The sequence below is a fragment of the Megasphaera sp. UBA4233 genome (assembly GCF_002395615.1).
GTDB lineage: Bacteria > Bacillota > Negativicutes > Veillonellales > Megasphaeraceae > Megasphaera > Megasphaera hexanoica.
Window position 1 is genome coordinate 35,737 of the sequence record NZ_DGXL01000020.1, and the last position, 26,034, is coordinate 61,770.

A 26,034-nucleotide genomic window follows, 5' to 3' on the forward strand; every position below is an offset into this window, starting at 1 on the left:
TCTCAGGAAAGATGGAGCCGGATAAAAGGAGATGTTCCGTATGTTTCAGAATCAGGATTTTTGGATTGGCTTAGGCGTGGGTGTACTGGCAGGTATTTTCGGATATAAACTGATGGTCGAAAGAGAACAGCAGCTGCTGGCTCTGCAGCAGCCGGCTGCTACAGCAGCATCGGCTACAGTTCCTGTTGCTGAATTACAGCGTCAAAAAGAAGAACTCGAAGATATGATTGCCGCACAGGAAGCAGCACAGGCTAAATAATCAGAAGAAAAGAGACTGTCTCGCCCTCCTGGGACAGTCTCTTTTTCTTGTGATATCAGAATTTGTGAAAGGTAAACAGAATATGCTGCCATTTTCAAAATGGGATATTATTATGCGGTCTGTACAAATATCTTCTTATATTCCAGGCCGTATCCGGCTCTACAGCAAGCGGCTGATAGGTAATGCCGGATTGTGCCGGCAGGTATATGCGTATATTTCCAGCTATCATGAAATAGATTCGGTTGAAGTCAATATGGTGACCGGTTCCGTATTAATCAAATATCAGCCTGGCCTGCTCCGGACAAATCACGAATTGGCGAAAGTGGAACAATACGTCGTCAAGCGCATAGAAAGGAGATAACAACGTGTCTTATGTATCAGGATTCATGATTGGTGCCTCTATTGGTAAGTCGATTCACCAATTTTTTAGTAACTCCGGCCATTCAGGCGTCGCCCACAACACTATACCAGATTCCCGGCCTGTTCCTGTTTTACCGCTTTTTAGCCGGGCATCCCAAAGTCCGGGACGACGCCGTTATTATGCCAGAAGCCTCGTACGCAATCAGGCCCTGGCCGGCCTCCTGGCACAATGTCTGTATAAAATGTCGGGCATCCGCCGTGTTGAAATCAATCCCCGAACGGGCAGTATCCTCCTCCTGGGGGATGAAAAAACGCTCGATACGGTCGAAAAGGTGTTGAGTGAACAGGTTTTTTCTGTTCCCTTACCGGGGGAAGAGCTGATGAAAGAACTGGACGAAGCTAAAACGATGGAACAGAAAGTTGAATCAGACTTCCGTCATACCGCTGCTGATGTCTGCCGTATGTTCAATCAGGGAGTATCGGACAGTACAGGTCATCTGCTTGACTTGAAAGCGCTGGTTTCCCTCATATTCATTATACGGGGACTGCGCCGGACTATCGCGATGAATGAACGGGCGTCTGGTCCGCAGCTCTTATGGTGGGCGTACAGCCTTTTGAGAGGAAAGTGATTGTTATGTATATGTGTACCAAATTGCGGCTCCATGCAGAAATCCCTGCCCGGATCCGTCCTCTGCTGGGAGTGCGGCTGCGCCAGCTGCGAGGTGTCGTAGCGGCCTCGACTGACGGCCGGCTGGTTACTCTGTATTATAGACGGCCGTTTGATCCCCGCTCGGCTCTGCCTTTGCTGTACAGCTTTGAAAAAACGTATGGTGCAAAACGGGAAGAACGAAAAGATTTGGATATTGCTTCCTATAAACGGGAAGCAATCCTGTCTGTTGGTGGATTTATTGCCATGAATATCCTGCGCAAAACCAATCCGGCATTTTACGATAGCATTCTTTTGTTCCGCCGGCTCTTTACCCTGTTCATTGCCCGCCGGTTCATTAAAAACGGTGTTCTCGGTGTCATCCGCGAACATCAGGCCAATGCCGATACACTGACGGCGACGGCTGTCGTTGCATCGGTTCTGGCAGGAAAACCTGAATCCAGCCTGACTCTTCTGGCCTTATCCAATGGAGCAGAAATGCTGACAGAATATGCGGCAGAACGGGCGCGTAAACAGATTTCAGGCTTGTTACGGCTGGATCAGCGTGATGTATGGCTTATCGAACAGGGAAAAGAAAAGAAAGTCCCCGTAGAATCGTTAAAACCAGGTGATCACATCGCAGTCCACCTCGGCGAAAAGATATGTGTTGACGGGCGTGTCGTAAGTGGCAATGCCGCGGTAAACCAGGCCTCCATTACCGGCGAATCGAATCCGGCAATCAAGCAGAAGGGCTCTTTCGTCTACGCGGGCAGTGTCATTGAAGCGGGAAGTCTGGTCATTCATGTAGAAAAGGTTGGCAATGATACATCCCTGGCCCAGATTATCCATCTCGTAGAAGAAGCTCAGACGAGACGTGCTCCGGTACAGAACTTTGCCGATAAGATGGCAAATATGCTGGTACCTATTTCATTTATCGGTGCGGCAATCGTCTATGGTGCGACCAAAGACTGGCAGCGTGTTTTGAACCTGTTGTTCATTGATTTTTCCTGCGGCCTGAAGCTTTCTACGGCTACGGCTATCTCTGCGGCTATTGGTGTGGCTGCCCGCAAGGGTATTCTGATCAAAGGCGGCAACTACATCGAAAATCTTGCTGATATCGATACCATTGTTCTCGATAAGACCGGCACCATTACGATGGGGGTTCCGCAGGTACAGCAGATTCAGACGGCACCTGGCGTCGATGAAAAAGAAATGATCCTGCTGGCTGCTTCAGCGGAAATGCATTCAGTTCATCCACTGGCTGTCGCCATCCAGAAATACGTCAAAAATCATAAATGGACGACGCCGTCCCATGATACATCGGAAACGATTGTGGCACGGGGAATGCGTGCCGTCGTGCCTGACTTTGAAACGTATAAAGGCGGCACGATTCTCGTCGGCAGCCGCCGTTTCATGAACGAAGAAGGTGTCACGGGTCTGCCGGAAGCTATGGGAAAGACCGTTGGCAAGAGCCTTCTCTATGTAGCACGTGATGGGGCGTTTATCGGTTTCATGGCCATTCAGGATCCGGTACGGCCAGCTATGAAGAAGACGCTGAATCAGATGCGCCGTCTTGGCATCGATGAAGTCGTTATGCTGACTGGCGATTCGAAAGAAGTGGCTGCTGAAGTAGCCCGCGATATGGATATTGATTCCTACCATGCAGAAATCCTGCCGGAAGACAAGGCAAATTATGTCATGAAGCTTCAGAAACGGGGGAACGTCATGATGGTCGGCGATGGGATTAATGATGCGCCGGCCCTTGCATTTGCTGATATCGGCGTCAGCCTGGGTGGCAATAAGACGGATATCGCTGCAGAATCGGCAGCCATTACTATCCGTTCGGAAGATCCGTCCAAATTGTATGATGCCCTGGTCATTGGCCGCAAAACGATGAAAATCATTAATCAGAACTTTACGGCGACCATTGTCGTCAACTCGGCAGCTATGCTGCTGGGGGCTCTGGGAAGGATTAGTCCGCTTTGGGCCGCTGTGATTCACAATACGGCTACACTCGCAGTCGTCATGAACAGTGTCCGCATCCTGGGTCCGGCACGAGGTGTGAAACGATTTTAATTTTCAAAGATATTAGAAATAGATTCATGATATAGTACGAAATAAAAAAGCGAAAGGTATCATATGTAACATATTGTTACGATATCTTTCGCTTTTTATTTATATTAATTATCAATTGTATTATCATTATTACATGATATGTTATGAAATTAAGCCTATATAAAGGAAATTATAGATAGATTGCTTAATAAATTTATGAAAATGAAAACAAGTATTGACAACCAGTACGTGATTTTATATACTATATATCGTAATGAATAATGTTATCAATAAAGAGAGGATGTGTGAGTATTATTTACGGAGCCTGAGAAGGGAAGCGATGTAAATGAGTGTTGTCATTGTAGGTGGAAATGATTGTATGGTTTGCCAGTACAAAAGTATTTGTAAAAAGTTTGATTATAAGGCAAAAGTATTTACCCAGGTACCAAGCGATTTCAAATCAAAAATCGGTTCGCCCGATTTGGTAGTACTGTTTACGAGTACCGTGTCCCATAGAATGGTACATTGTGCTGTGAAGGAAGCTCAGCGCAAGAACGTAGAAGTCGTTCGTTCCCATACGAGCAGTTCAAGCGCTTTAAAGTCTATATTACAGGCTCGTGCTGAGCGATGTGCATTGTAAATCTCCATTACAGGCCTGAACGGCATCCGCTGTCCGGGCCTGTAATATGGGCAATGGACAGTGGTAAAGGAGGTGTCAGATCATGAACATTGTCAAACTGGCGGATATGAAACCCGGTGTCAGCGGTGTAGTAGAAGCACTGAAAGGACATGGGAATATTCAGCATCGTCTCGTTGATATGGGCGTCGTCAAGGGATCCCATATCACAGTAGTAAAAGTTGCGCCTTTGGGCGACCCCGTTGAAGTCAAGGTCAAAGGGACCGCGCTGGCACTGAGAAAGAATGAAGCAGCTATGATCAGTGTAGCTGTCGGAGGAGGTCATTAGTAGTCATGGATAATGCAGGAACTATCAAGGTTGCCCTCGCCGGCAATCCGAACTGCGGAAAGACGACAATTTTTAATAATATTACTGGTGCAAAACAGCATGTCGGCAATTACCCCGGTGTTACGGTAGAAAAGAAGGAAGGCCGTTGCAATTATGACAATCATAGCCTTTTGTTCGTCGATCTTCCCGGTACGTACAGCTTGACAGCCCGTTCTCTGGATGAAGTCGTTGCAAGAAATGTTATTATTAATGAAAAACCGGACATCATCGTAAACGTCTTGGACGCTTCTAACCTGGAACGGAATCTGTATCTGGCAGCCCAAATCATTGAATTGGGGCGGCCTGTCGTCATCGGTCTGAACATGATGGATATTGCCGAACGCATGGGTGCCCAGATCGATTTGAAAAAACTGGGTGAACAGCTGGGAGCTACAGTGGTTCCTCTCGTAGGCAGTAAAAATAAAGGGACCCAGGAATTATTGCAAGCCGTCATGAATGTAGCCCAGAAAGAAGAAACGGTAAAGAACGCAAACGTCGATTACGGCCCCGACTTGGAACCAGCCATCACCAGCCTGGAAGATATGATCCAGAAGACAGGCATTATCCAGTATCCTGTACGCTGGCTGGCAATCAAACTTTTGGAAAATGACAGTGATGTCGTCAGCAAGGTAAAGGCCATCGATGGAACGGAAGGCATCCTGGCCATGGCCCATACGCTGCGGGATTCCCTGAAGAATAAAGTAGATCTGGAATTCTGCTTTGCTGAATACCGCCACCGTTTTGCTGTACAGGCCTATAATAATGCCGTTATTAAACCGGGTACGACGGACTCCCTGTCGGATAAAATCGATAGTGTCCTGACAAACCGCTTCCTGGGCATTCCTATTTTCCTCGGCCTCATGTGGCTCATGTTCGTTGTCGTCATCAATCTTGGCGCATATCCTCAGGACTGGCTGGATACAGGCTTTGGCATGCTCGGCGACTGGTGCAATGATGTGATTGAAGACGAACAGCTTCGTTCCCTCGTCGTTGATGGCGTCATCGGCGGTGTCGGTTCTGTACTTTCGTTTGTACCGCTTATTGTACTGTTGTATTTATTCATCAGTCTGCTGGAAGACACGGGATATATGGCCCGTGCAGCTTTCCTTATTGACCGGGCTATGCGTGCCCTGGGCCTCCATGGGAAATCGTTCATACCGATGATCCTTGGCTTTGGCTGCAACGTTCCTGGTATTATGGCCGCCCGTACACTGGACAATGAAAAAGACCGTCTGGTCACCATTATGGCCTGCCCCTTTATGAGCTGTGGTGCCCGCCTGCCTGTGTATACACTTTTGATTGCGGCTTTCTTCGGTGCTTCCGGCCACGGCGGTACGGTCCTCTTCGGCATATATCTGCTGGGGATTATCGTTTCCGTATGCGTCGCGCTGGTACTCCGCCATACAGCGTTTAAGGGTGAACAGGAACCGTTTGTCATGGAATTGCCGCCTTATCATATCCCGACGCTCAAAGGCGTTCTGACCCATATGTGGGAACGCACCGTATTGTACCTCAAAAAAGCCGGTACATTCATTCTTGGCGCTTCCATTCTGGTATGGTTCCTCACGGCCTATCCGATGGATGTAGAATACAGCCAGGATTACAATGCGGCCAAAGAAGCCGTAACGGCCCAGATGGAAGAAACTCAAGCCAGCATCCTGACCGGGTATGGCCTTTCTGACATAGAAGATAATGCTGAATTGAACGATATGTATGAAGCCATGGTAGCAGCAGCTGACGAAGCAGCCGATGAAGCCGACGAAGACGAAGCGGATACAGGTAACTCCCTGAATCCGGCTGCGGCTCTGAGTTCTGTTGAAGATCAGGTCAAGAATTCGGAAGAAGCAGAAAATACGCTGTTCATGGGTAAATACCCAGACAGCTTTGCCGATCTCCAGGAACAGAACCCGACTGTATTTGCACAGGCTCTGCCTTTGTTTGATGCCAAAGCAGAAGCCGATGATGCAACAGCCAAACTCGAAGACCAGCAGAATGCCGAAAAACTGGAACAGTCCTATGCGGCCCGCATCGGCCATTTCGTCGAACCGGTTATCCAGCCCCTTGGCTTTGACTGGAAAATCGGCGTAGGCCTCATTGCCTGCACGGCTGCCAAGGAAGTTATGGTTTCGACACTGGGTACGATTTACAGCGTCGGTGGTGATGATACGCATGAATCGGGCATCGTCGCTTACCTGAGAGACGACCCGGACTTCAATCCGGCCGTAGCCCTCTCATTGATGGTATTTTGCCTGCTGTACATGCCCTGCGTTGCAGCAATGGCCGTCATCAAACGTGAAACCGGTTCCTGGAAAATGCTCCTCGCCGTCGATGGCATGTGCCTCGTATTTGCTTATATTGGTGGTTTTATTACCTATCATCTGGCACTCTTTGCCGGACTGGGTGCATAATACGAATGCGATTCACCATTCTCGTTTTTGAAATTAACTATTGATTTTATAATGGGAATAATGATATACTTAGGGCGCCGGAAGGCGTCCTAAGTATATACCAGTATCACCGAATGAAACGATAGAGAAAGGTTGTGATCTTGTATGAGCATTGCAACGATTATTGTGGCACTTGTAGTATTGGCAGCTGCGTTTTACATCGGCCGTCATATCCGGGGGCTGTTCAAGGGAACGACCAGCTGCTGTGGCAGCAGTGGTTCCTGCAGTGGCAGCTGCCCGTCCTGCTGCTCCCATCCTGAAAAAACAAGTTGGGAAAAGAAATAAGAATTGCATTTTCAGGTATTCTGAGAACATTTTCTCAAAATAGAACCGTAAAAAATCAGGAGTTCGTTTATTATAAGCGGCTCCTGATTTTTTTGTCCTGCAGATGACAAGAGGCACAATATGGGGTATAATCTAGATTGTTGAATATTATTATTAGTACAAGGAGTGTCCGTATGAAAATCAGTGCTGAAGAAATAAAGAAAATCGCACTGCTTTCCCGTCTTAATATCGAAGACGATCAGATTGAAGAAGTCGGGAAACAGCTGAATGACATTTTGGCTTATATGGACCTGTTAAATCAGGTTGATATCACGGATGTAGCGCCTACGGCTCACGCTGTATCTATGCGCAATGTCATGCGCGACGATGTGCCCCAGCCGTCCTTATCCAATGAAAAAGCGCTTTCTAATGCGCCGGAACCGGAAAATGGCTATTTTAAAGTTCCCAAAGTCATTCAGGATTGAGGAGGGATATTGTGGAAGCATTAACCATACATGCACTGCATGATAAACTCGTAAATAAAGAAATATCTGCTGTGGAGCTGACAGAAAAGTTTATTGCCCGTAAAGACACGGTGGAACCGGATATCAAAGCCTTTTTATCTGACAACCGGAAAAATGCACTGGAAGCAGCCGCCGCAGTCGATAAGAAAATCGCTGCCGGGGAAGCTATTGCGGATATGGCCGGTGTACCGGGAGCTATTAAGGATGTCATCTGCGTTGCCGGACAAAACACGACCTGTGGCTCGAAAATTCTGGAACATTTTAAATCGCCCTATAATGCGACGGTCATTGAAAAACTGAATGCCCTCGATTATATCAGCCTTGGCAAGACCAATATGGATGAATTTGCCATGGGCAGTTCAACGGAAAATTCGGCTTATCAGATTACCCATAATCCCTGGAATCTGGATTATGTACCAGGCGGATCATCCGGCGGTTCGGCCGCTGCCGTAGCAGCTGGGGAAGCCGTCTGGTCACTTGGTTCGGATACGGGCGGATCGATTCGTCAGCCTGCTGCCTACTGTGGCCTCGTTGGCCTCAAACCGACGTATGGTCTCGTTTCCCGTTATGGTCTGGTCGCTTACGGTTCGTCTCTTGACCAGATTGGGCCATTTACCAATGACGTAGAAGACTGCGCCATCGTCCTCAATGCCATTGCAGGGCACGATGCGAAGGACTCGACGTCTATCCCACAGGAAAAGAAAGATTATAAAAAAGCACTGATCAATGATGTCAAAGGCATGAAAATCGGCGTTCCGGAAGAATTCTTTGTAGAAGGCCTGGATGACCAGTGCCGCAAAGCCCTGGAAGAAGCCATTGATACCTATAAGAAGCTCGGTGCTGAAATTGTGCCGGTCAAAATGCCGCATATGAAATATGGTCTGGCTGCCTACTATATCATCGCTCCGGCAGAAGCCAGTTCCAATCTGGCACGGTACGACGGTGTTGGATTCGGATTCCGGGCAGATGGCACGGACATTGTCGATATGTACCGCAAGACCCGTACCGAAGGGTTTGGACCGGAAGTAAAACGCCGCATTATGCTGGGGACGTATGTCCTCAGTTCCGGTTACTATGATGCGTATTATCTGCGGGCTATGAAAGTACGTACTCTGGTAAAACAGGATTTCGACAATGCCCTTCGCACCTGTGATGTCCTGCTTACGCCGACCGCGCCGGATACGGCATTTAAAATCGGTCAGAATGACAATAATCCCCTGGCCATGTATTTAGGCGATGTCTGCACAGTTACACTGAATCTGGCCGGCCTTCCGGGTATCAGCATTCCCTGTGGCTTCAAGAACGGTCTTCCCATTGGCATGCAGCTCATTGGCAAGGCTCTTGATGAAGAAACACTGCTGCGCGTTGCCTATACATTTGAACAAAACCGCACGGACCTGAAGAAGCCGCTGCCCATGGGGGAGGTTGAACTCTGATGAAATATGAATCCGTTATCGGCCTGGAAGTCCATGTCGAACTGAAAACAAAAACAAAAATTTTCTGCGGCTGCTCCACTGAATTCGGTGCCCAGCCCAATACGCACGTATGCCCGGTCTGCCTGGGCCTTCCGGGAAGCATGCCTGTTCTCAATAAGGAAGTTCTCCATTATGCCGTAAAGGCCGGATTGGCACTTCACTGCGATATCCTGCCGTTCAGCAAATTCGACCGTAAGAATTATTACTATCCCGATTTGCCAAAGAATTTCCAGACATCCCAGTATGATCTGCCTATCTGCCTCAATGGCTATATCGATATCGAAGTCGGGGGCAAGACACGCCGCGTTCATCTGACCCGTATCCATATGGAAGAAGATGCAGGTAAACTGGTCCATAGCGGCGCTTCTATCGACACATCGGATACGACCTTCGTCGATTACAACCGTACCGGCGTGCCCCTGCTGGAAATCGTATCCGAACCGGATCTGCGCAGTGGGGAAGAAGCCCGGGCTTATCTGGAAAAACTCCGTTCTATCATGCAGTATCTCGGCGTATCTGACTGCCGTATGGAAGAAGGCAGCATGCGCTGTGATGCCAACATTTCCGTACGCCCCGTCGGCAGTGATAAACTGGGGACGAAGACGGAAATTAAAAATATCAATTCCTTCAGTGGTGTCCAAAAGGGGATTGAATACGAAGCGGTCCGTCAGGCCCAGATTCTCGATGAAGGAGGCACAATCCAGCAGGCGACCCGCGGCTGGGAAGAAGCCAAGGGTATTACGGTCCTGCAGCGTGTCAAAGAAGGCGATGCCGATTACCGTTATTTCCCGGAACCGGATCTGATTCCTATCGAAGTATCGAAGGAATATATTGAAAAAGTACGGGCTGAATTACCGGAAATGCCGGACGCACGGCGCCAGCGCTTCCAGGATGAACTGGGACTTCCCGAATACGATGCCAATCTCCTGACACTGGAAAAACAGACAGCCGACTATTTTGAAGATGTCGTCAAAGAAGGAATCGACGCCAAGACGGCTTCCAACTGGATGCTCGGCGAGTTTGCCAAAAAACTCAATGAAGAAGGCGTAACGGCCGATCAGGCTCCGGTCCGTCCGGCGGCGCTGGCAGGTCTCCTCAAACTCATTGCCAAAGGTACGATTTCCGGTAAGATTGCCAAGAAAGTCCTGCCGGAAATGTGGTCCAGCGGCAAGTCTGCCGACGATGTCGTCAAAGAACAGGGCTTGGTACAGATTACCGATACTGGTGCTATTGAAGAAATCGTCAAATCGGTCATTGCGGCCAATCCGCAGTCTGTCGCCGATTATAAAGCAGGTAAGAAGAAAGCTATCGGCTTCCTCGTCGGACAGGTCATGAAACAGACTAAGGGGCGGGCTAACCCGGGAGTTGTCAACCAGCTGCTCACGAAAAATCTGGAATAAGAAGCAGCGTTCATAGTACATACAATAAAGGACCATGCATGAAGTCTTCGGCTATCATGCATGGTCCTTTGCCTTATGTTTCGTCTGTTATGACGATTATCTCAGGGCTGTCCAGAATCACTTTTTTTTCGTTTTTTTCGGAAGAAATCTTTGAGGAGTGCGGCGCATTCATCGGCGCGGACGCCGGCTGTAATGGAAGCCCGGTGATTGAGAAGCGGGCTGTCTGCCAGCTGGAACAGGGACCGTACGGCACCTGCCTTAGGGTCGGCGCAGCCGTAGACTACCCGGTCCAGACGGCTGTTGACGATGGCTCCGGCGCACATGGGACAGGGCTCACAGGTGACATAGAGCGTACAGCCCGATAAGCGCCACCGGCCGAGGGCGCGGCAGGCTTTTTCGATAGCCAGCAGTTCTGCATGGGCGGTGGCACAGGGCAGGCTTTCCCGCAGATTGTAGGCCCGGGCAATAGCTTTCTTCTGATAAATAATGACGGCGCCAATCGGGATTTCACCGACGGCATAGGCTGTTTTGGCTTCTTCCAGGGCTTTCCCCATATAAAATTCATCTTTTGTCATAATGATATCCTTGATTCTTTTTTGCATTCATGGTAGGTTACTATCAGATACACTGATTTTATTGTACAGGATGGTGGAATATAATGCAATCACTCTGGTGGCAGCTTTTCGATATTCTGGGGACCGTGGCCTTTGCCCTGTCGGGTGCACTGGTTGCCGTTTTGCGGCGCATGGACATATTTGGTATTTTCGTACTGGCCGCAGCGACTGCTGTCGGTGGCGGAATCGTACGTGACCTCATACTGGGACGCATTCCCCCGGCTTTTTTCCAGAATAGTATGTATTTCTGGCTGATCATTGCGACTATGGGAGTAACTATCTTTTTCCTGCGCTATATGGATACGCACCGCCGTCACCGCCTCATGCATGCATCTATCAACCTGTACCTTTTCTGTGATGCCATTGGACTCGGTTCGTTTACTGTCACGGGGACATTGCTGGGCTGTTATATGTTTCCCCATTATTGGGTTTTGTGCATTTCTCTGGGGCTGATTACGGCTGTCGGTGGTGGTATCATCCGTGATGTTCTGGCAGGCCGCATCCCGGCAACGCTGATTCAGGATGTCTATGCTACGGCTTCGTTTATCGGTGCCGTCGTCCTCTATGTCCTGTATATCCCCCTGGGCCAGGCAGCTGATGTGGCATCCATTATTTGTTTTGCTGTGACCGTTGGCGTCCGCCTCCTGGCCATCCGCTATCACTGGAATCTGCCAAGAGTCAAGCGGCGCAAGAGAGGACAGCGTTTTTGAAAGCATTTGCATGGCAGATGGTAAATCTGGTATAATAAACTGATAATTTTTTCTATTTCTGTGTATGTCAGAGGTGATAGTGTTGAATGGTTTTCGTAAGGTCTTAGGAGCTGTCGTCGTATCTTTGTGTTTGTGTTCAGGCCCGGCAGCGTTGGCCAAAACGATTTTATACGTGCCGCAGGACAACCGTCCCGTTGACTTTGCCTATACGGTCAGTACGGCAGAAGATGCCGGATATACGGTGATAACTCCGCCAGACCGGTATTTATCGGGGTCTAATTTCCAGGGTTCTCCCGATAAGCTTATGGAATGGGTAGAAGAAAATGCCGGCAAAGCCGATGCTATGGTACTGTCGGTGGATTCCCTGGTCTATGGGGGACTTGTCGATTCGCGCAAACATAACCTTTCTATGGATACTCTGCTGGCCCGTCTGGAAAAGGTAGAAAACCTGCACAGCAAGTTTGGCAAAGTGCCGATTTATGCTTTCAGTACAGTCATGCGCAGTCCCTGGGCCGGTGGCAAGGGCGTCGAACCGGATTACTATCTCAAATCCGGCAGTGACATTTATGAGCTGGCATCACTCCAGGCAAAGATGGATGAAGAAGGATTGACTCCGCAGGAACGGAATGACTGGTTCAGCATCATGCGCCGCGTCCCGGCCGAATATCTGCAGGACTGGTTCAGCCGCCGTAAGAAGAATATGGCCATCAACTATCGCCTCATTAGTGATGCTCGAAAAGGCATCTTTACCTATTACAGTCTCGGTCATGATGATAATTCTGTCCGTACCCAGTCGTCACTGGAATCGAAATATCTTGAACAAGCAGGAGCCGATATCCCGAAGACCAGTTTCGGGTCGTTCCCGGGAGCTGATCAGCTGGGGTTGCTGCTCATTACGCGGGCTAATAATGATTTTAATAATTATCATCCTAAAGTAACGGTCATCTATCCTCTCGGCGGGGGAGAAAAGACTGTGCCGAGTTACGACGGACAAGCTATAGGGAAGACGATTGCCGAACATATTGAAGCTATCGGCGGTACGATAACGGACAAGGAAAAGCCGGACCTGCTGCTGGCCGTCAATACGCCTCTTACGACATCGACGCGTGAATCGGGGAATTTTGAAAATTTCCCCATCATGCTGGACTCGACGCGGACATTCCTCACACAGATAGAAAAGGCTATGGCCCAGAATATACCAGTCAGCCTCGTCGATATGGCCTTTTCCAACGGGTCAGATAATACGCTGATATATGGTTTATATAAGGATAAGATGATGTATCAGCTGGCGGCATATAATGGATGGAATACAGCCAGCAATTCTGTCGGATATGGTATATCTCAGGGGATTCTGGCCCGGTATATGTCTCCCGATGCCCATCAGCGCATGCTGACGACCCAGTATCTGGACAACTGGGCGTATCAGGCCAATGTCCGGGATTATATTTACCGGATACAGCAGAAGGTAGAGGCCAATACAGAGCAGAAGTATTATCCGACGGTGATGAGCGAAATGCAGAGCCGTACGAAAGAACAGCTCCAGCGGTATGCCCAGACATATCTGGGCATCGATCCCCGTACTGTCAATGTCACATTCCCGTGGAACCGGCTGTTTGAAGTCTACGTCGATGTTCATTCTCAGCCGGATGTAAGTCTGGAAAGTGATGTCCGGCAGGGACTGCGCCAGAAAGAACTGGACCGTCTGGCGGCCCAGCAGGAAGCAGCCCGCAAGGCTTTGGAAGCAGAAAAACAGAAAACGGTTAAAGATAAAAATGCCAAGATAGATCCGAAAGTAAAAGAAGAACTGGAACAGGCTGAACAGGCTGCGCGGGAACAGTACGAAGCAGAGTTGCAATCTCAACAGCTGGCCCGGGAAGAAGAACAGGCCCAGAAAAACCGGACCTGGGTTCCCAAAGACTAGGACAGAAGAAGGTAGTTTACAGATTGTAGTTTTTGGAAAAACGGGTGCAGAAGGGACAATATGAACCAGCAAAAAGCCCATGGATGTGTACGATGAAAGGTGTACATATCTATGGGCTTTTTGCTGGCTTTGTTAAGTTCGTACGATGGGGATGACTTTCGTTTTTTCGGTCTTGCAGATAGCGTTGCCATTAGTCGCATTTGTAATGGCCTGGATTGCCGGACCGGCCTGCTCTTCCGGAATTTCCAGAGTAAATGTGACGTCAGAGGCAAAGGAACGGTCTGCGATGCGCACGGCATACGATGGGACCAGACGTTCTATGACGCTCACAAAGGAATAGGGGAAGGAAACGTTTACGACCTGATAAGGGAGATAGTCGGCAATTTCCGCTGCTTCCAGACCGAGGGTTACACAATGGCTGTAAGCCCGTATGAGGCCGCTGGCACCGAGCTTGATGCCGCCGAAATAGCGGGTGACGACAACAACGGTGTTGGTGATGCTGTTTTTTTTCAGTACTTCCAGCATCGGGCGGCCAGCTGTTCCCGACGGTTCTCCGTCGTCATTGGATTTCTGGATGGCGCCGTCAGGACCAATCTGATAAGCATAACAATTGTGCCGGGCATCCCAGAATTCCTTGCGCCGGGCTTCGATGAAAGCAGATGCTTCCTCTTCGCAGGTCACTTCTCTGAGATGGATGAGAAAACGGGATTTTTTTATGGTATATTCTGTTTCGGCACTGCCATAAACGGACGTAATATGCGGACTGGTCATAATCGAATTTCCTCGCAAATTATAAATGTGTATAAAAAAGCCGCCGGAATCCGGCGGCCTTAGTTTCATTGGTGGGAATAGTTGAATTCGAATCAACGACCTTCACGATGTCAACGTGACGCTCTAACCAACTGAGCTATACCCCCATGCGACTTGTTTAGTATACTCAATTTCACACGTATTGTCAAGTATATTTGAAGAAAAAATAAATTTTTTTTTTCAAGGATACTTACAGTCTGTACACGGCAAATCCTGCGGCTATGGCAGTGAGAAAACGTGTTGGCAGAGGTATCCTATCAGTAGTATAATATGTCTATCGTGCTGGAAAGGGGGAGGAAAAATGGCCCGCATTGTATTGGTTACAGGAGGCGCCCGCAGTGGCAAGAGTCAGTTTGCCGAGCAATATCTGGAGGCGTGTCCCGGACGGCATGGGTATATTGCAACGGCCCGGGTCCTGGATGATGAAATGGCAGACCGGGTGGCCCGTCACCGCAGCCGTCGTCCGGCGTCGTGGCAGACCTTTGAAGTACCGTCTGGACTGGGAAATCAGATTGACCATATTTTACAGCAGACTGATAACATCCTGCTTGATTGTCTGACCCTGTATTTTTCTAATTTCCTGCTGCAGCGTGACGGAGATGCTTTCTCCCATATCCTGAAAGAAGCAGAGAACGAATGGGACGGGGTGCTGCGAGCCGTGCGTCAGAGCAGGGATGGTGTCTTCGTCGTTGTTACCAATGAACTGGGATCGGGCATCGTCCCCATGGCAAAAGTGAGCCGCCAGTACCGTGATCTCATCGGTTTCCTGAATCAGCATACCGCTGCGGAAGCAGATGAGGTGTATCTGAGTGTATGTGGCATTACTATGGAAATTAAAAGCCGGCAGGTCCATCTTCCATTGCGGGAGGAACGGCCATGACGAGTTTTCTCATTGCCCTCCAGTTCCTGACGCGGATACAGTTGGCCCGGCATCTGACCTGGACGAATGAGGCCTTTGGCGCGTCACTGCGATGCTTTCCGCTGGTGGGAGGCTGTATCGGCCTGTTCCTGTGCCTGTGCTGGTTTGCTGCAGGTCTGGCCCTGACCGGGTTCTACCGGGCTGTGTGTGTCATTATTGCCTGGTTCCTGATTACGGGAGGCCTTCACGCCGACGGATTCATGGACACGGCTGATGGCCTGTTTTCCGGACGCAGCCGGGAACGGATGCTGGAAATCCTGAAAGACAGCCGGGTCGGATCCAATGGCGTCATGGCTTTCTTTTTTCTGGCATTGCTGAAAATTTGCTTTCTGGCAAACATTGAAGGACCGGCAGTCTATGCGGCCCTCCTCGGTATCCCAGTGGCAGCACGCTATGGCACGCTCGTGAGCGTGCTGGAATTCCCCTATGCCCGTCCGGAGGGGTTGGGAAAGGCCTTTGCCGCCTATGCACCGCCGCGTACCCTGGCTTTGGGATTTCTGGCAGCTCTGCCGCCAGTTCTCATGGGAGGTTTTTTGTACCTGACTCTCTTAGGGACAGCTATAGCGGCCAGCCTGATACTCAATACCTACATCGTGCAGCATCTCGGCGGCGTCACGGGAGATACGTATGGCGCCGTTACCGAAAGCAGCGAATTGTTGTTACTTGGCCTCTGTGCCGCTATATATTAACCATTTTCTCCAGAATCTCCCGCTTCTATCAGCAGGAAAGGATTCATCATAGATTACAGGAAAGGACCGAATGTACATGATCAAGCTTTATCTCGTTCGTCATGGTGAAACCGATGGTAATTCCCAACAGTGGTTCCAGGGCGCATCAGACGTACCGCTCAATGCCACAGGGATAGAACAGGCCCGGCGCCTGAGCCGCTTTATGAAGGATATTCATTTTGATGCCATCTATACCAGCACGCTGTCGCGGGCTTATACGACAGCCCAAATCATTGCAGAGCCACACCAGCTGCCGGTACAGCAATATCCGGAACTGAGGGAAATCAGTTTTGGTGTATGGGAACGCCATACCTATGATGAAATCACCAAACAATGGCCGGGAGAAATTGAAGCTTTTTATGCATCTGAAGGTAAAATGCGGGCCCGGGGCGGTGAATCGTTCCTCGAAGTGCGGGACCGTATTACGGCCAAGACGAAAGAGTTACTTAGTAACCATGCAGACGGGGATTCCGTTATGATTGTCTCACATGGTGCAGCTATCCGCTGTTTGTTGTTTGGCCTGCTGGAACTGGATTTCCGCAAGCTCTGGTGTTTTCAGCAGTATAATACGGCTTTTACGATTATTGAATATTATGGCAGCCGCAGTGTCATGACTCTCATGAATTGTACCCAGCATCTGGAAGGGATGAAAGGGTATGAACCACAATGGTATGGGCGGCAGCATAATGTCATGTAGGAGAAGGTCATGGCAAATACGATACGTCTTGATAAATTACTGGGCCATACGGGATGGGGAACCAGAAAAGAAATAAAGGAACTGTGCCGGTCTGGCGCCGTAGCCGTAAATGGTATGTCCTGCAGAGACAGCAGCCAGAAGGTCCAGCCGGGCCGTGATGCGGTAACGGTCAAGGGACAGGCTGTATCTTACGAAGAATTTTACTATCTCATGCTCTATAAGCCAGAAGGTGTCCTGTCGGCGACAGAAGATCCCCGTGCACAGACGGTCATCGACCTGCTGCCCCAGCAGTTTTCTGGTGCCGGCCTGTTTCCCGTCGGGCGTCTGGACAAAGACACGACGGGGCTGCTGCTTCTTACCAATGATGGACAGTGGGCTCATCGCATCACATCTCCCAAAAAGCATGTTCCTAAAGTATATATAGCCCGCGTAGCCGGATGTATCCCTGAAGATATAGGGGAACGCTTCGCCGCAGGACTGGTCCTGGACGATGGATTAGTCTGTCTGCCGGCAAAAGCGGTCCGGTCGGGAGAACAGGAGTTGACCATCACTGTGCAGGAGGGAAAATTTCATCAGGTCAAACGTATGTGTGCTGCTGTAGGACTTACAGTAGAAGCATTGCATCGTATGCGCATCGGTAAAGTCATTCTCGACAGGGCATTGACGCCCGGTGCATGGCGTCCTCTAACGGAAACAGAGCGGGAAGCTGTATTCGCATCGTCCGGAACGGATTGAGTGAGAATTTTTCCTTTTCAACGTCTCTGTTATATGATATGATAAGGTGTAGACTGAAAAAATCAGGTGATAGCATGATTGGAGAAAGAATAGACCGGCTGCGCCAGTTCCTCCGTGAACACGTGGCAGACGGCGTCATTATTATGCAGCCAGAAAATCTTCGCTACTTCAGCGGCTTTACCGGCGGGGAGGGAGCACTTGTCGTGACTGGCGCGACAGCCGTTCTCTGGACTGACTCGCGTTATACGGAACAGGCTGCTGGTCAGTCTGGTACCTGGTATACCATTGGCAACCATCAGGGCCGGCTGGCAGAATGCATAGCCCGGAGCTTGCGCGAAGGCGGTGCCCAGGCTGTTGTATATGAAAGCAATTTCCTGACTCATATGATGTTTGAACAGATTGCAGACCAGACAGAATGTGGTTTTGAGGGGTATAACCTCAACGTCCTGCGCGCTGTCAAGGAACCGTTCGAACTGACGGCTACGCGGAAAGCCAGTGCCATTGCCGATCAGGCGTTTGCCGATCTTCTGCCGTACATCAAACCGGGAGTGACAGAAAAAGAACTGGCAGCCCGGCTGGAAAGCAATATGCTCCTTTCCGGGTCAGAAGAAAAATCGTTTACGACCATAGTCGCATCCGGTGTCCGCTCGTCTATGCCCCATGGCACGGCTAGTCCCAAGGTCATCGAAAAAGGAGATTTTGTCACTTTCGACTTTGGAGCAGTCTGGGAAGGGTATCATTCCGATATTACGAGGACCGTCGTTGTCGGTAACGCAAGCCGGGAACAGCGTGATTTCTACAATATGATCCTGGAAGCACAGAAAGAAGGCGTTGCCGCTGTCCGGGCCGGTGTCAGCCGGAAAGATGTCGATTTCATCGTCCGCAATTATTTTGCTGCCCGTCATGTATCACAGTATTTCACCCACTCCCTGGGGCATGGGACAGGGCTGGAAATTCATGAAGAACCGGTCTTGTCACCGCGCAGTACGGGTGTCCTGAAAGAAAATATGATAGTCACGGTAGAACCGGGGCTGTACATAGAAGGCAAATACGGGGTCCGCATCGAAGATTCCGTTGCCGTGACAGCCAATGGCTGTGAAATCTTAACCAAAACGCCAAAAGATTTGATGGAGTTATAGTAGGAGGAGTTAACAGATGATTACAAGTAATGATTTCAGACCAGGTGTAACGATTGAAATTGATGGCCAGGTATGGCAGGTTGTTGAATTCCAGCATGTAAAACCCGGCAAGGGCGCTGCTTTTGTCCGTGCTAAAATCAAAAACCTGGAAACCGGTTCTGTCGTTGAACGTACGTGGAATGCCGGTGAAAAAGTACAGGAAGGCCATGTAGACCGCCGTCAGATGCAGTACCTTTATGAAAACGAAGGCATGTACTGTTTCATGGATAATGAAACATACGAACAGCTTGAACTGAATAAAGATAGCCTCGGTGATGCTGTTAATTTCCTGAAAGAAGAAATGAACGTTTCTGTCATGATGTTCAAAGGAAAAGTCATTGGTATTGATCTTCCGGCTGCCGTCGAACTGAAGGTCATCCAGACAGATCCGGGCCTGCGTGGTGATACAGCTACAGGTGGCAGCAAACCGGCTACCCTTGAAACCGGCTATGTCGTCAAAGTACCTCTCTTCATCAACGAAGGCGAAGTTCTCCAGATCGATACCCGTACAGGGAACTATATCGGCAGAGCATAAGTTGTCATGGCAAGGGGCTGTCGTGAGAAGTGAAAGGCTTCTTGCGCCAGCCTCTTTTTTGTAGTCAGGTGACGCGTATGGAAACGACGAATCAAAATGACCTGGGCAGTATTCATATCAATGATAAAGCTATCTCATCCATTGCTGCCAGGACGGCGGCCCTCGTGCCCCACGTCCATGCCCTGGATGCGACGCTGGCTGAATCGGCGGCCCGCCGCCTTGGGAGGGGCAGTCTGTCCCAGGGAGCCGTAACCCGTATCAGCGGCAATGTGGCAGAAATCACACTGCGGCTGATCGTGGAAAGCGGATACCGTATCCCCGATATAGCCCTCAAGGTGCAAAAAGCGGTCAAAGATGCGGTAGAACGCGATACGGGCTGCCAGGTCGACGCCGTCCATATTCTGGTTGCAGGTATCGTCTTCCCGGAAGATAAGGAGGCAGGGCAATGACTGGCGAAACAAAAGACATTGAATTTTTCGTCAACGATTCCGTATATGTCCAGGTCGTGTCATTGGCACTGCAAGAATTTTCTGACCTGATTCCTGCCAAAGGCCGAAATGTGAATGTGCACCAGCAGGAAGGAACGCTGATTGCTGATATCCACGTCTATGGATACTACGGCGATAATTTGTGTGTACTGGCCAGGACTGTCCAGGAGCATGTGGCGGCAGCGCTGCAGGAAATGGCAGACCCGCAGACTCTGGAAGTCCATGTGACAGTCGATGATGTTGTATTGAAGGAACAGTCCTGATAGGAGGTCCGCGTGAGCAGACATAGAGCACGCCAGAAGGCGTTAGAAATATTATTTTCCAGAGAATTCCATGGAAAAGATGACATTCAGTATCAAGAAGATGAAATCCTGAATTCTGTAAATGGAACAGATGATGAAGATACGCCGGTCGTACAGGATGAAGAAAATTATTGTGATTACCTGGTTACGACGACGACCGAGCATATGAATGAATTTGACCAGATTATCCAGTCTCTGGCAAAAGGGTGGGATGTATCCCAGATGAACCGGGCGGATAAGAACGTCATGCGTATGGCGTTATGTGAACTGCTGTACCCGAAAGATGTGGATATGGCCGATGCGGTCATCCTCAACGAAGCCATTGAGCTGGCCAAAGAATTCAGTGGCCATAAGTCGTCCCGGTTCGTCAATGGCATTTTAGGGACGTACGTGCGTCAAAGGAAGTAAGAGGATATGAATCTCTATCTGGGAATCGACACAAGCTGCTACACTACATCGGTATGCCTTCTCGGAGAAGATGGCCGTGTCGTACAGGATGAACGGCGTATCCTGACTGTACCCAGCGGTGGCCGCGGAATCTCCCAGTCTCAAATGGTCTATCAGCATACGCGGAATTTGCCGGAACTTATGGAACGGCTCCGTCCGGCACTGAAAGGCAGGCGGATCGGGGCCATCGGGGTGACTCATCAGCCACGGCGCAGAGAAGACAGCTATATGCCGGCATTTCTGGCCGGATGGGGCTGTGCACGCAGTCTGTCAGCTATGCTTCAGGTGCCGTTATACTGCATCAGTCATCAGGAAAATCACCTCCTGGCAGCCCTGAGACCATTGGGAACGGTACCGGCGGATCCGTTTACGGGCCTTCATTTATCTGGCGGGACGACGGACCTTCTGCATGCCGTTGCCGATGAGGAGGGACTGTCCATTTCCCGCATTGGCGGAACGAGCGACATCAGTGCCGGACAGTTTATCGACCGCGTTGGTGTCGCCCTGGGATTTCCTTTCCCCGCAGGCGTGCATCTCGATGCCATGGCCCGGAAGGGAGATATGGACATCAAAGGGAGCCGCGTCTTTTGCCGCGATGGGGAAATCAGCTATTCCGGCCCGGAATCGCAAGCCCAGCGCCAGATAGCCGGTGGCACGGCCGATAGCTGTGCCATGAGCTGCTGGACGCTGAAGACCGTTTGGAACGGCCTTCAGGAACTGCTCGATGCAGGACTTGCCGGTGGCATGGATAAACTGGTTGCCGTAGGCGGCGTCATGAGCAATGGATTCCTCCGCAGCCAGCTGCTGCGTTATGCCGGCCGGCACCATGTCCAGGTCATCCTGGCCCCCGACGGATACAGCGCCGACAATGCCTCTGGTGCCGCATTCTGGTCACTTTGGAAGGAGAGGGGCCATTTATGAAATATGCATCGGTAACAGAGGTCGTACGGCGCATTAAAGATGATCTGCAGAGCGATTACCGCCTGCAGAACATTGCCATGGAAGGCAGTATCATCGGCCTGAAGCGGGCGTCGAACGGCCATTATTATATGAATCTCCATGACGAAACGTGTTCTATCCGGGCCATTTTGTTCCGCAGTCGCGTAGGCCATTCTATGGATGGCGTGCGTGAAGGGGACCAGGTCGTAGTTATAGGGTCTATCAATGTCTATGAAAAAGGCGGCACTGTGTCCTTTATTATTGAAAAACTCTTTGCCCGTGGCGTAGGTACGTTGCAACAACAATATGAAAAGATCAAGAAAGAGTTATATGAGAAAGGATATTTTGCACCAGAGCACAAAAAAAATATCCCCCGGTTTCCCTGGACTGTCGGTGTCCTTACGTCGGCGACGGGGGCCGTCCTGCACGATATCCATAAAATAGCAGCTGAACGCAATCCCTACGTGGAGATTCGCTTGTTTCCTGTTCCCGTGCAGGGGGCAGGTGCCGAAACGGTCATTGCCAGGACTCTGGAAAAGGCCGGTAAGGATCGGAACCTCGACGTGCTCATTCTGGCCCGCGGCGGCGGTTCCATGGAAGACTTGTGGTGCTTTAATAGCCCGCAGGTCGTACAGGCCATCTATGACGCTCAGGTACCGGTCATTACGGCTATCGGTCATGAGACCGATACGACACTGGCCGACTACGCTGCGGATGTGCGGGCTGCGACACCGACCCATGCGGCCGAACTGGCATTTCCCGACTTTGAAGAAATCCAGATGGACTTGGCAGCTATGGCAGACCAGGCGTATCAGTCTGTCATTCTGCGCCTCGATCGTCTGGAACGGGAATTGGGGCGGACCGTAGCAGCGCTGCAGACCCGCCGCTATGATGCATTCCTTTCTATGAAGGATGAATCTGTATCCCAGCTGGTCCGTCTGGCCCGGCAGCATCTGGACCTGAAACTGACACGGGAAGCGGGGCGCCTGCAGGCTCTGAAAGCATCGCTCAGCGCTATGAATCCGGCCCTTCTGGTACGAAAAGGGTATGGGCAGCTGGAGCAGGGCGGTCATGTCCTCAAGGATATCCGCTCACTTGAGCAGAATCAGCTCTTGACGATACAACTCCTGGAAGGAACAATTTTAACGGAAATAAAAGAGGTAACAATCCATGGCAGCGACAAACGCAAAACTAAAAAACTTTGAATCGAATTATGCGACACTGGAAAAACTGGTGCAGGATTTGGAATCACCGGATCTGACGCTGGCCCAGTCACTGGACTTGTTTGAAAAAGCTATCAAAGTATCCCAGTCCTGCGAAAGCGCGCTGGAATATGCCCGGCAGCGGGCCCAAGTCCTGGCAGATATGCAGAAAGGGCCGGATACAGATACGCTGACAGAGGAGGGAACGCTCGATTTATGACGATACAGGAGTATTTACAGGATAAAAAACAAATGGTCGATCAGCGTCTGGCAACACTGCTTCAGACGGATGTACCCCAGTTTTCCCGTTTATATGAATCCATGAATTACAGCCTCCTTGCCGGGGGCAAACGGCTGCGTCCCGTTTTATTCCTGGCGACGCTGGAAGCATTGGGAAAGAATCCGGCAGAGTATCTCGATGTGGCCTGTGCTCTCGAATGCGTCCATACGTATTCTCTAATCCACGACGACCTGCCCTGCATGGATAATGACGACCTGCGACGGGGCAAACCGACGAATCACGTCGTATATGGGGCGGGCCTGGCAACTCTGGCCGGGGACGGGCTTCTGACTTTTGCCTTTGAACTCATGGCACGCCAGACCCGGCTTGATGCAGATAAGCTGCGCCAGTGCATCGCTGTCTTTGCCAGAGCAGCCGGACCGGCCGGGATGGTCGGCGGTCAGGCCTTTGACCTGGAAAGCGAAGGAAATAAGTCTATTGGCCTTAAAGGACTGCAGCTTCTGCACCGGATGAAAACGGGCGTTATTTTTGAAGCCGCCATTGATCTGGCGGCCATTCTGGGTGACGCGACGGAAGAACAACGGCGCATTTTCGATGCCTATGCCCTTCATATGGGACTGACATTCCAGATTACCGATGATATACTGGATTTCACAGGTGATGAAAAAACACTGGGCAAGCCGGTCGGCAGTGATGTCAGAAACAATAAGGCAACGTATGTTACGATTTTCTCTCTGCCGGAAGCCCGGCGCATGGCAGAACAGGCTGCTGCCAAAGCCGTCGGAGCCATACAGCCGCTGGGGGATGGCGCCTGGTTCCTGCGCGATCTGGTAACGTATATGCTGACACGGGTCAGCTGAGGAGGCGGGAGCATGCAGCATAAGGAACGACTGGATGTCCTGCTCGTAGAACGGGGCTTGTCGGAAAGCAGAGAAAAAGCGAAAGCGACCATAATGGCCGGCCTGGTATTCGTCGATGGTCAGCGTCTGGATAAGGCCGGGACCAAACTGTCTCCCGATGTAGACATAGTGGTCAAAGGAAATCCCATCCCCTATGTCGGCCGGGGCGGATTGAAATTGGAAAAAGCCATGGCTGTGTTCCCGATTGACCTTGCCGGCGTGACGATGATGGATATCGGTGCCTCGACAGGCGGTTTTACCGATTGTGCTCTCCAGAATGGCGCTGCCCGCGTCTACGCCGTCGATGTGGGCTATGGCCAGCTGGCGTGGAAGCTGCGTACCGATGACCGGGTCATCAATATGGAACGGACCAATATCCGCAATGTGACCGTTGCCGATATCGGAGCTCCCGTCGATTTTATTTCTGTCGATGTATCATTCATTTCCCTGCTTAAAATCATGCCGGCGGCTTCTCAGCTGCTGCGTATGGGCGGCAGCATGGTTACACTGATCAAACCGCAGTTTGAAGCCGGACGGGAGAATGTCGGAAAAGGTGGAATCGTCCGCGACGTCACCGTGCATCGCGCGGTGCTCCGCCAGGTCATCAGTGGCATTGCCGGTTTTGGCATATCGCCGCTCATGCTGACCTTTTCTCCTATCAAGGGTGCCGACGGTAATATTGAATACTTGTTATACAGCCGTAAGGACGAACCATGCCACGATGATATTACTGACGACATCATTGATGATGTCGTCCGCCAGTCTCATGAAATGTAGGTGATACTATGCGCATCGGTATTTTTCCGAATCTGGTCAAAAAAGAGAGCACCCATGTGGTGCGCAAACTCATCGGATTATGTGAACATCATGAACTGCCCTATTTTCTGCCGGCTTATGTAGCACAGAGTACACAGGATTTTTATCATCATATCGATGCCGGCCACTTGCGCCCCCGTATGACCCTCTTTGATAATATTGACATCGCTATGGTGCTGGGCGGCGATGGCACGATTCTCAAACTGGCCAATCAATTTGCAGACAGGGGAATCCCTATCTGTGGTGTCAATCTGGGGTCGCTGGGGTTTCTCTATGAAGTAGAAACGCGGAATCTGGAACAGCGCTTCCATGACATACTGGAAGGACATTATTTTCTGGAAGAACGGATGATGCTCCATTCCGAACTGGATTATGAAGACGGGACGGTCCAGGTATTGCCCGATGCCCTCAACGATATCGTCATCGGCCATGGCAATGTAGGAAAGCTCATCCGCGTCGATATGAGCATCAACGACCATTTCGTACAGCAGTTCCCCGGTGACGGACTCATCGTATCGACACCGACGGGATCGACGGGGTATACATTTTCAGCCGGCGGCCCTATCGTATCGCCGGAAGTACGCTGTCTCATGGTGACGCCTATATGCCCGCATCTGCTCCTCAAAGTACCGCTGGTGCTGCATCATGAGGACCGGATTTCCCTGTCTGTTGCCAATAGCCGCAACGGCATCCGCATATCCGTCGATGGCATGATGGACCAGGAATTCACCAGGCATATGACCCTGCAGATTTACGAATCGGATAAAACGCTGAAGATGGTGCGATTCAGCAAAAACTATTTTTATAAAAATCTGTTTACAAAAATGATGGGAAATGATTGAAATGGAAGAGTATCTGTTAAAAAACGCTGTCAATGTGTCGCATATGTTGCTGGATCCGTTTATACCACGAGCCAGAGTACTCGTCGATATGACCTGTGGCAACGGGCACGATACGGCGTTTCTGGCAGCCCGTATGGCCCAGGATGCATCTCTATATGCATTTGACATCCAGGATAAGGCCATTGCGTCGACACGGAAGCGTCTCTGTGATGAACGGCTTTTTTCAGACCGGGTACATTTGCTGCAGGGATCGCATGACCAGCTCCTGGAACAGATACCAGGTGTAGTGGATCTGATTGTGTTTAATTTAGGCTATCTGCCTTCTGGTGACCATTCTCTTCATACGACCAGTGAAATAACTGTAAAAGCTATAAAAATAGGCTTGCATAAAATTGCGAAAAATGGGATAATTATGTTAGCAGCGTATCCCGGAACTGATGCGGGAGCCGTAGAAGCAAATGCCGTCCGCGCCTATTTGCAGACGGTGCCCCAGAAAGACTATGATGTCTCTATGTGGCAGCCGCTGAACCAGATACATTGTCCACCGCAACTATATATTGTACAGAAAAGAGGGTAA

At 50.3% G+C, this 26,034-nt stretch carries 31 protein-coding genes and 1 tRNA gene; 29 read left to right on the forward strand and 3 right to left on the reverse strand.

Annotation, left to right across the window (positions count from 1 at the left end; all coding sequences use genetic code 11):
* Nucleotides 1-40 precede the first annotated feature (40 nt).
* From B2U90_RS06200 to gatB, 11 genes are all read left to right on the forward strand, one after another.
* Nucleotides 41-259: a hypothetical protein gene (locus B2U90_RS06200; protein WP_059075984.1), complete on the forward strand. Its 219-nt coding sequence runs from the start codon at nt 41-43 to the stop codon at nt 257-259.
* 112 nt (nt 260-371) lie between these two features.
* Nucleotides 372-620: an HMA2 domain-containing protein gene (locus B2U90_RS06205; protein ID WP_234995438.1), complete on the forward strand. Its 249-nt coding sequence runs from the start codon at nt 372-374 to the stop codon at nt 618-620.
* A 4-nt stretch (nt 621-624) separates the two neighbouring features.
* Nucleotides 625-1,248 carry an HMA2 domain-containing protein gene (locus tag B2U90_RS06210; RefSeq protein WP_292017369.1) on the forward strand — a complete coding sequence of 208 codons (624 nt, stop codon included), beginning with the start codon at nt 625-627 and terminating at the stop codon, nt 1,246-1,248.
* Nucleotides 1,249-1,253: 5 nt separating this feature from the next.
* Complete coding sequence (locus B2U90_RS06215) at nt 1,254-3,341, forward strand: heavy metal translocating P-type ATPase (RefSeq protein ID WP_292017370.1); 2,088 nt, start codon at nt 1,254-1,256, stop codon at nt 3,339-3,341.
* A gap of 325 nt (nt 3,342-3,666) precedes the next feature.
* The gene (locus B2U90_RS06220) at nt 3,667-3,960 is read left to right on the forward strand and encodes a DUF2325 domain-containing protein (RefSeq protein ID WP_059075987.1); all 294 of its coding nucleotides are present in this window, start codon (nt 3,667-3,669) and stop codon (nt 3,958-3,960) included.
* Nucleotides 3,961-4,042: 82 nt separating this feature from the next.
* The gene (locus B2U90_RS06225) at nt 4,043-4,285 is read left to right on the forward strand and encodes a FeoA family protein (protein WP_075581141.1); all 243 of its coding nucleotides are present in this window, start codon (nt 4,043-4,045) and stop codon (nt 4,283-4,285) included.
* A gap of 5 nt (nt 4,286-4,290) precedes the next feature.
* Nucleotides 4,291-6,732 (forward strand): ferrous iron transport protein B, encoded by a 2,442-nt coding sequence (feoB, locus tag B2U90_RS06230; protein WP_292017371.1) that lies wholly within the window; start codon nt 4,291-4,293, stop codon nt 6,730-6,732.
* A gap of 144 nt (nt 6,733-6,876) precedes the next feature.
* Entirely contained in the window at nt 6,877-7,056 is a 180-nt protein-coding gene (locus B2U90_RS06235; RefSeq protein WP_059075990.1) for a FeoB-associated Cys-rich membrane protein, read from the forward strand.
* A 173-nt stretch (nt 7,057-7,229) separates the two neighbouring features.
* On the forward strand, nt 7,230-7,520 hold the full coding sequence (gatC, locus tag B2U90_RS06240) for an Asp-tRNA(Asn)/Glu-tRNA(Gln) amidotransferase subunit GatC (protein WP_059075991.1): 291 nt from the start codon (nt 7,230-7,232) through the stop codon (nt 7,518-7,520).
* Between the two features lie 11 nt (nt 7,521-7,531).
* Entirely contained in the window at nt 7,532-8,995 is a 1,464-nt protein-coding gene (gatA, locus tag B2U90_RS06245) for an Asp-tRNA(Asn)/Glu-tRNA(Gln) amidotransferase subunit GatA (protein WP_059075992.1), read from the forward strand.
* The gene (gene gatB, locus B2U90_RS06250) at nt 8,995-10,434 is read left to right on the forward strand and encodes an Asp-tRNA(Asn)/Glu-tRNA(Gln) amidotransferase subunit GatB (RefSeq protein ID WP_059075993.1); all 1,440 of its coding nucleotides are present in this window, start codon (nt 8,995-8,997) and stop codon (nt 10,432-10,434) included. The genes gatA and gatB overlap by 1 nt, the downstream gene beginning before the upstream one ends.
* A gap of 101 nt (nt 10,435-10,535) precedes the next feature.
* Here the strand turns inward: gatB and tadA are convergent, their stop codons facing one another.
* Nucleotides 10,536-11,009: a tRNA adenosine(34) deaminase TadA gene (tadA, locus tag B2U90_RS06255; RefSeq protein ID WP_059075994.1), complete on the reverse strand. Its 474-nt coding sequence runs from the start codon at nt 11,007-11,009 to the stop codon at nt 10,536-10,538.
* Between the two features lie 83 nt (nt 11,010-11,092).
* Between tadA and B2U90_RS06260 the strand changes: the two genes are divergently transcribed.
* The gene (locus tag B2U90_RS06260; protein WP_059075995.1) at nt 11,093-11,758 is read left to right on the forward strand and encodes a trimeric intracellular cation channel family protein; all 666 of its coding nucleotides are present in this window, start codon (nt 11,093-11,095) and stop codon (nt 11,756-11,758) included.
* Nucleotides 11,759-11,837: 79 nt separating this feature from the next.
* Nucleotides 11,838-13,679 (forward strand): DUF4127 family protein, encoded by a 1,842-nt coding sequence (locus tag B2U90_RS06265; RefSeq protein WP_292017372.1) that lies wholly within the window; start codon nt 11,838-11,840, stop codon nt 13,677-13,679.
* Nucleotides 13,680-13,811: 132 nt separating this feature from the next.
* On the opposite strand, the gene B2U90_RS06270 is transcribed toward B2U90_RS06265, so the two are convergent.
* Together B2U90_RS06270 and B2U90_RS06275 are read right to left on the reverse strand one after the other, a co-directional pair.
* On the reverse strand, nt 13,812-14,450 hold the full coding sequence (locus B2U90_RS06270; RefSeq protein ID WP_292017373.1) for a YigZ family protein: 639 nt from the start codon (nt 14,448-14,450) through the stop codon (nt 13,812-13,814).
* Between the two features lie 69 nt (nt 14,451-14,519).
* Nucleotides 14,520-14,596, reverse strand: a tRNA-Val gene (locus B2U90_RS06275).
* 194 nt (nt 14,597-14,790) lie between these two features.
* On the opposite strand from B2U90_RS06275, the gene cobU reads away from it, so the two are divergent.
* The 16 genes from cobU to B2U90_RS06355 all read left to right on the forward strand — a co-directional run bounded on the left by cobU (nt 14,791) and on the right by B2U90_RS06355 (nt 26,034).
* Nucleotides 14,791-15,369, forward strand: coding sequence for a bifunctional adenosylcobinamide kinase/adenosylcobinamide-phosphate guanylyltransferase (cobU, locus tag B2U90_RS06280; protein ID WP_292017374.1), 579 nt, complete (start codon nt 14,791-14,793; stop codon nt 15,367-15,369).
* Nucleotides 15,366-16,097: an adenosylcobinamide-GDP ribazoletransferase gene (gene cobS / locus B2U90_RS06285; protein ID WP_292017375.1), complete on the forward strand. Its 732-nt coding sequence runs from the start codon at nt 15,366-15,368 to the stop codon at nt 16,095-16,097. The genes cobU and cobS overlap by 4 nt, the downstream gene beginning before the upstream one ends.
* A 70-nt stretch (nt 16,098-16,167) precedes the next feature.
* A complete protein-coding gene (locus B2U90_RS06290) occupies nt 16,168-16,833 on the forward strand; it encodes a histidine phosphatase family protein (protein WP_292017376.1) in 666 nt (221 codons plus the stop codon).
* Nucleotides 16,834-16,842: 9 nt separating this feature from the next.
* A complete protein-coding gene (locus B2U90_RS06295; protein WP_059076000.1) occupies nt 16,843-17,568 on the forward strand; it encodes a pseudouridine synthase in 726 nt (241 codons plus the stop codon).
* Between the two features lie 74 nt (nt 17,569-17,642).
* Nucleotides 17,643-18,707, forward strand: a complete 1,065-nt coding sequence (locus B2U90_RS06300; RefSeq protein ID WP_059076001.1) for a M24 family metallopeptidase — start codon at nt 17,643-17,645, stop codon at nt 18,705-18,707.
* 16 nt (nt 18,708-18,723) lie between these two features.
* A complete protein-coding gene (gene efp / locus B2U90_RS06305; protein WP_059076002.1) occupies nt 18,724-19,281 on the forward strand; it encodes an elongation factor P in 558 nt (185 codons plus the stop codon).
* A 77-nt stretch (nt 19,282-19,358) separates the two neighbouring features.
* Nucleotides 19,359-19,730, forward strand: coding sequence for an Asp23/Gls24 family envelope stress response protein (locus tag B2U90_RS06310; protein WP_292017377.1), 372 nt, complete (start codon nt 19,359-19,361; stop codon nt 19,728-19,730).
* Nucleotides 19,727-20,032: an Asp23/Gls24 family envelope stress response protein gene (locus tag B2U90_RS06315; protein ID WP_292017378.1), complete on the forward strand. Its 306-nt coding sequence runs from the start codon at nt 19,727-19,729 to the stop codon at nt 20,030-20,032. Before B2U90_RS06310 ends, B2U90_RS06315 begins: the two co-directional genes overlap by 4 nt.
* A gap of 12 nt (nt 20,033-20,044) precedes the next feature.
* The gene (gene nusB / locus B2U90_RS06320) at nt 20,045-20,479 is read left to right on the forward strand and encodes a transcription antitermination factor NusB (protein ID WP_059076005.1); all 435 of its coding nucleotides are present in this window, start codon (nt 20,045-20,047) and stop codon (nt 20,477-20,479) included.
* Nucleotides 20,480-20,485: 6 nt separating this feature from the next.
* Nucleotides 20,486-21,439 carry a peptidase gene (locus tag B2U90_RS06325; protein ID WP_292017379.1) on the forward strand — a complete coding sequence of 318 codons (954 nt, stop codon included), beginning with the start codon at nt 20,486-20,488 and terminating at the stop codon, nt 21,437-21,439.
* On the forward strand, nt 21,436-22,662 hold the full coding sequence (gene xseA / locus B2U90_RS06330; protein ID WP_292017380.1) for an exodeoxyribonuclease VII large subunit: 1,227 nt from the start codon (nt 21,436-21,438) through the stop codon (nt 22,660-22,662). Before B2U90_RS06325 ends, xseA begins: the two co-directional genes overlap by 4 nt.
* The gene (gene xseB / locus B2U90_RS06335) at nt 22,628-22,879 is read left to right on the forward strand and encodes an exodeoxyribonuclease VII small subunit (RefSeq protein ID WP_059076008.1); all 252 of its coding nucleotides are present in this window, start codon (nt 22,628-22,630) and stop codon (nt 22,877-22,879) included. The genes xseA and xseB overlap by 35 nt, the downstream gene beginning before the upstream one ends.
* Nucleotides 22,876-23,760, forward strand: a complete 885-nt coding sequence (locus B2U90_RS06340) for a polyprenyl synthetase family protein (RefSeq protein ID WP_292017381.1) — start codon at nt 22,876-22,878, stop codon at nt 23,758-23,760. Before xseB ends, B2U90_RS06340 begins: the two co-directional genes overlap by 4 nt.
* 12 nt (nt 23,761-23,772) lie before the next feature.
* Entirely contained in the window at nt 23,773-24,576 is an 804-nt protein-coding gene (locus tag B2U90_RS06345) for a TlyA family RNA methyltransferase (RefSeq protein WP_292017382.1), read from the forward strand.
* Between the two features lie 8 nt (nt 24,577-24,584).
* Complete coding sequence (locus B2U90_RS06350; protein WP_059076011.1) at nt 24,585-25,457, forward strand: NAD(+)/NADH kinase; 873 nt, start codon at nt 24,585-24,587, stop codon at nt 25,455-25,457.
* On the forward strand, nt 25,450-26,034 hold the full coding sequence (locus B2U90_RS06355; RefSeq protein WP_059076012.1) for a tRNA (mnm(5)s(2)U34)-methyltransferase: 585 nt from the start codon (nt 25,450-25,452) through the stop codon (nt 26,032-26,034). Before B2U90_RS06350 ends, B2U90_RS06355 begins: the two co-directional genes overlap by 8 nt.

Bases quoted from the DNA above. Each gene is read 5' to 3' on its own strand.
- B2U90_RS06200 (WP_059075984.1), top strand. From the start codon at position 41: ATGTTTCAGAATCAGGATTTTTGGATTGGCTTAGGCGTGGGTGTACTG.
- B2U90_RS06205 (WP_234995438.1), top strand. From the start codon at position 372: ATGCGGTCTGTACAAATATCTTCTTATATTCCAGGCCGTATCCGGCTC.
- B2U90_RS06215 (WP_292017370.1), top strand. From the start codon at position 1,254: ATGTATATGTGTACCAAATTGCGGCTCCATGCAGAAATCCCTGCCCGG.
- B2U90_RS06220 (WP_059075987.1), top strand. From the start codon at position 3,667: ATGAGTGTTGTCATTGTAGGTGGAAATGATTGTATGGTTTGCCAGTAC.
- B2U90_RS06225 (WP_075581141.1), top strand. From the start codon at position 4,043: ATGAACATTGTCAAACTGGCGGATATGAAACCCGGTGTCAGCGGTGTA.
- feoB (WP_292017371.1), top strand. From the start codon at position 4,291: ATGGATAATGCAGGAACTATCAAGGTTGCCCTCGCCGGCAATCCGAAC.
- B2U90_RS06235 (WP_059075990.1), top strand. From the start codon at position 6,877: ATGAGCATTGCAACGATTATTGTGGCACTTGTAGTATTGGCAGCTGCG.
- gatC (WP_059075991.1), top strand. From the start codon at position 7,230: ATGAAAATCAGTGCTGAAGAAATAAAGAAAATCGCACTGCTTTCCCGT.
- gatB (WP_059075993.1), top strand. From the start codon at position 8,995: ATGAAATATGAATCCGTTATCGGCCTGGAAGTCCATGTCGAACTGAAA.
- tadA (WP_059075994.1), bottom strand. From the start codon at position 11,009: ATGACAAAAGATGAATTTTATATGGGGAAAGCCCTGGAAGAAGCCAAA.
- B2U90_RS06260 (WP_059075995.1), top strand. From the start codon at position 11,093: ATGCAATCACTCTGGTGGCAGCTTTTCGATATTCTGGGGACCGTGGCC.
- B2U90_RS06270 (WP_292017373.1), bottom strand. From the start codon at position 14,450: ATGACCAGTCCGCATATTACGTCCGTTTATGGCAGTGCCGAAACAGAA.
- cobU (WP_292017374.1), top strand. From the start codon at position 14,791: ATGGCCCGCATTGTATTGGTTACAGGAGGCGCCCGCAGTGGCAAGAGT.
- cobS (WP_292017375.1), top strand. From the start codon at position 15,366: ATGACGAGTTTTCTCATTGCCCTCCAGTTCCTGACGCGGATACAGTTG.
- B2U90_RS06290 (WP_292017376.1), top strand. From the start codon at position 16,168: ATGTACATGATCAAGCTTTATCTCGTTCGTCATGGTGAAACCGATGGT.
- B2U90_RS06295 (WP_059076000.1), top strand. From the start codon at position 16,843: ATGGCAAATACGATACGTCTTGATAAATTACTGGGCCATACGGGATGG.
- B2U90_RS06300 (WP_059076001.1), top strand. From the start codon at position 17,643: ATGATTGGAGAAAGAATAGACCGGCTGCGCCAGTTCCTCCGTGAACAC.
- efp (WP_059076002.1), top strand. From the start codon at position 18,724: ATGATTACAAGTAATGATTTCAGACCAGGTGTAACGATTGAAATTGAT.
- B2U90_RS06310 (WP_292017377.1), top strand. From the start codon at position 19,359: ATGGAAACGACGAATCAAAATGACCTGGGCAGTATTCATATCAATGAT.
- B2U90_RS06315 (WP_292017378.1), top strand. From the start codon at position 19,727: ATGACTGGCGAAACAAAAGACATTGAATTTTTCGTCAACGATTCCGTA.
- B2U90_RS06325 (WP_292017379.1), top strand. From the start codon at position 20,486: ATGAATCTCTATCTGGGAATCGACACAAGCTGCTACACTACATCGGTA.
- xseA (WP_292017380.1), top strand. From the start codon at position 21,436: ATGAAATATGCATCGGTAACAGAGGTCGTACGGCGCATTAAAGATGAT.
- xseB (WP_059076008.1), top strand. From the start codon at position 22,628: ATGGCAGCGACAAACGCAAAACTAAAAAACTTTGAATCGAATTATGCG.
- B2U90_RS06340 (WP_292017381.1), top strand. From the start codon at position 22,876: ATGACGATACAGGAGTATTTACAGGATAAAAAACAAATGGTCGATCAG.
- B2U90_RS06345 (WP_292017382.1), top strand. From the start codon at position 23,773: ATGCAGCATAAGGAACGACTGGATGTCCTGCTCGTAGAACGGGGCTTG.
- B2U90_RS06350 (WP_059076011.1), top strand. From the start codon at position 24,585: ATGCGCATCGGTATTTTTCCGAATCTGGTCAAAAAAGAGAGCACCCAT.
- B2U90_RS06355 (WP_059076012.1), top strand. From the start codon at position 25,450: ATGATTGAAATGGAAGAGTATCTGTTAAAAAACGCTGTCAATGTGTCG.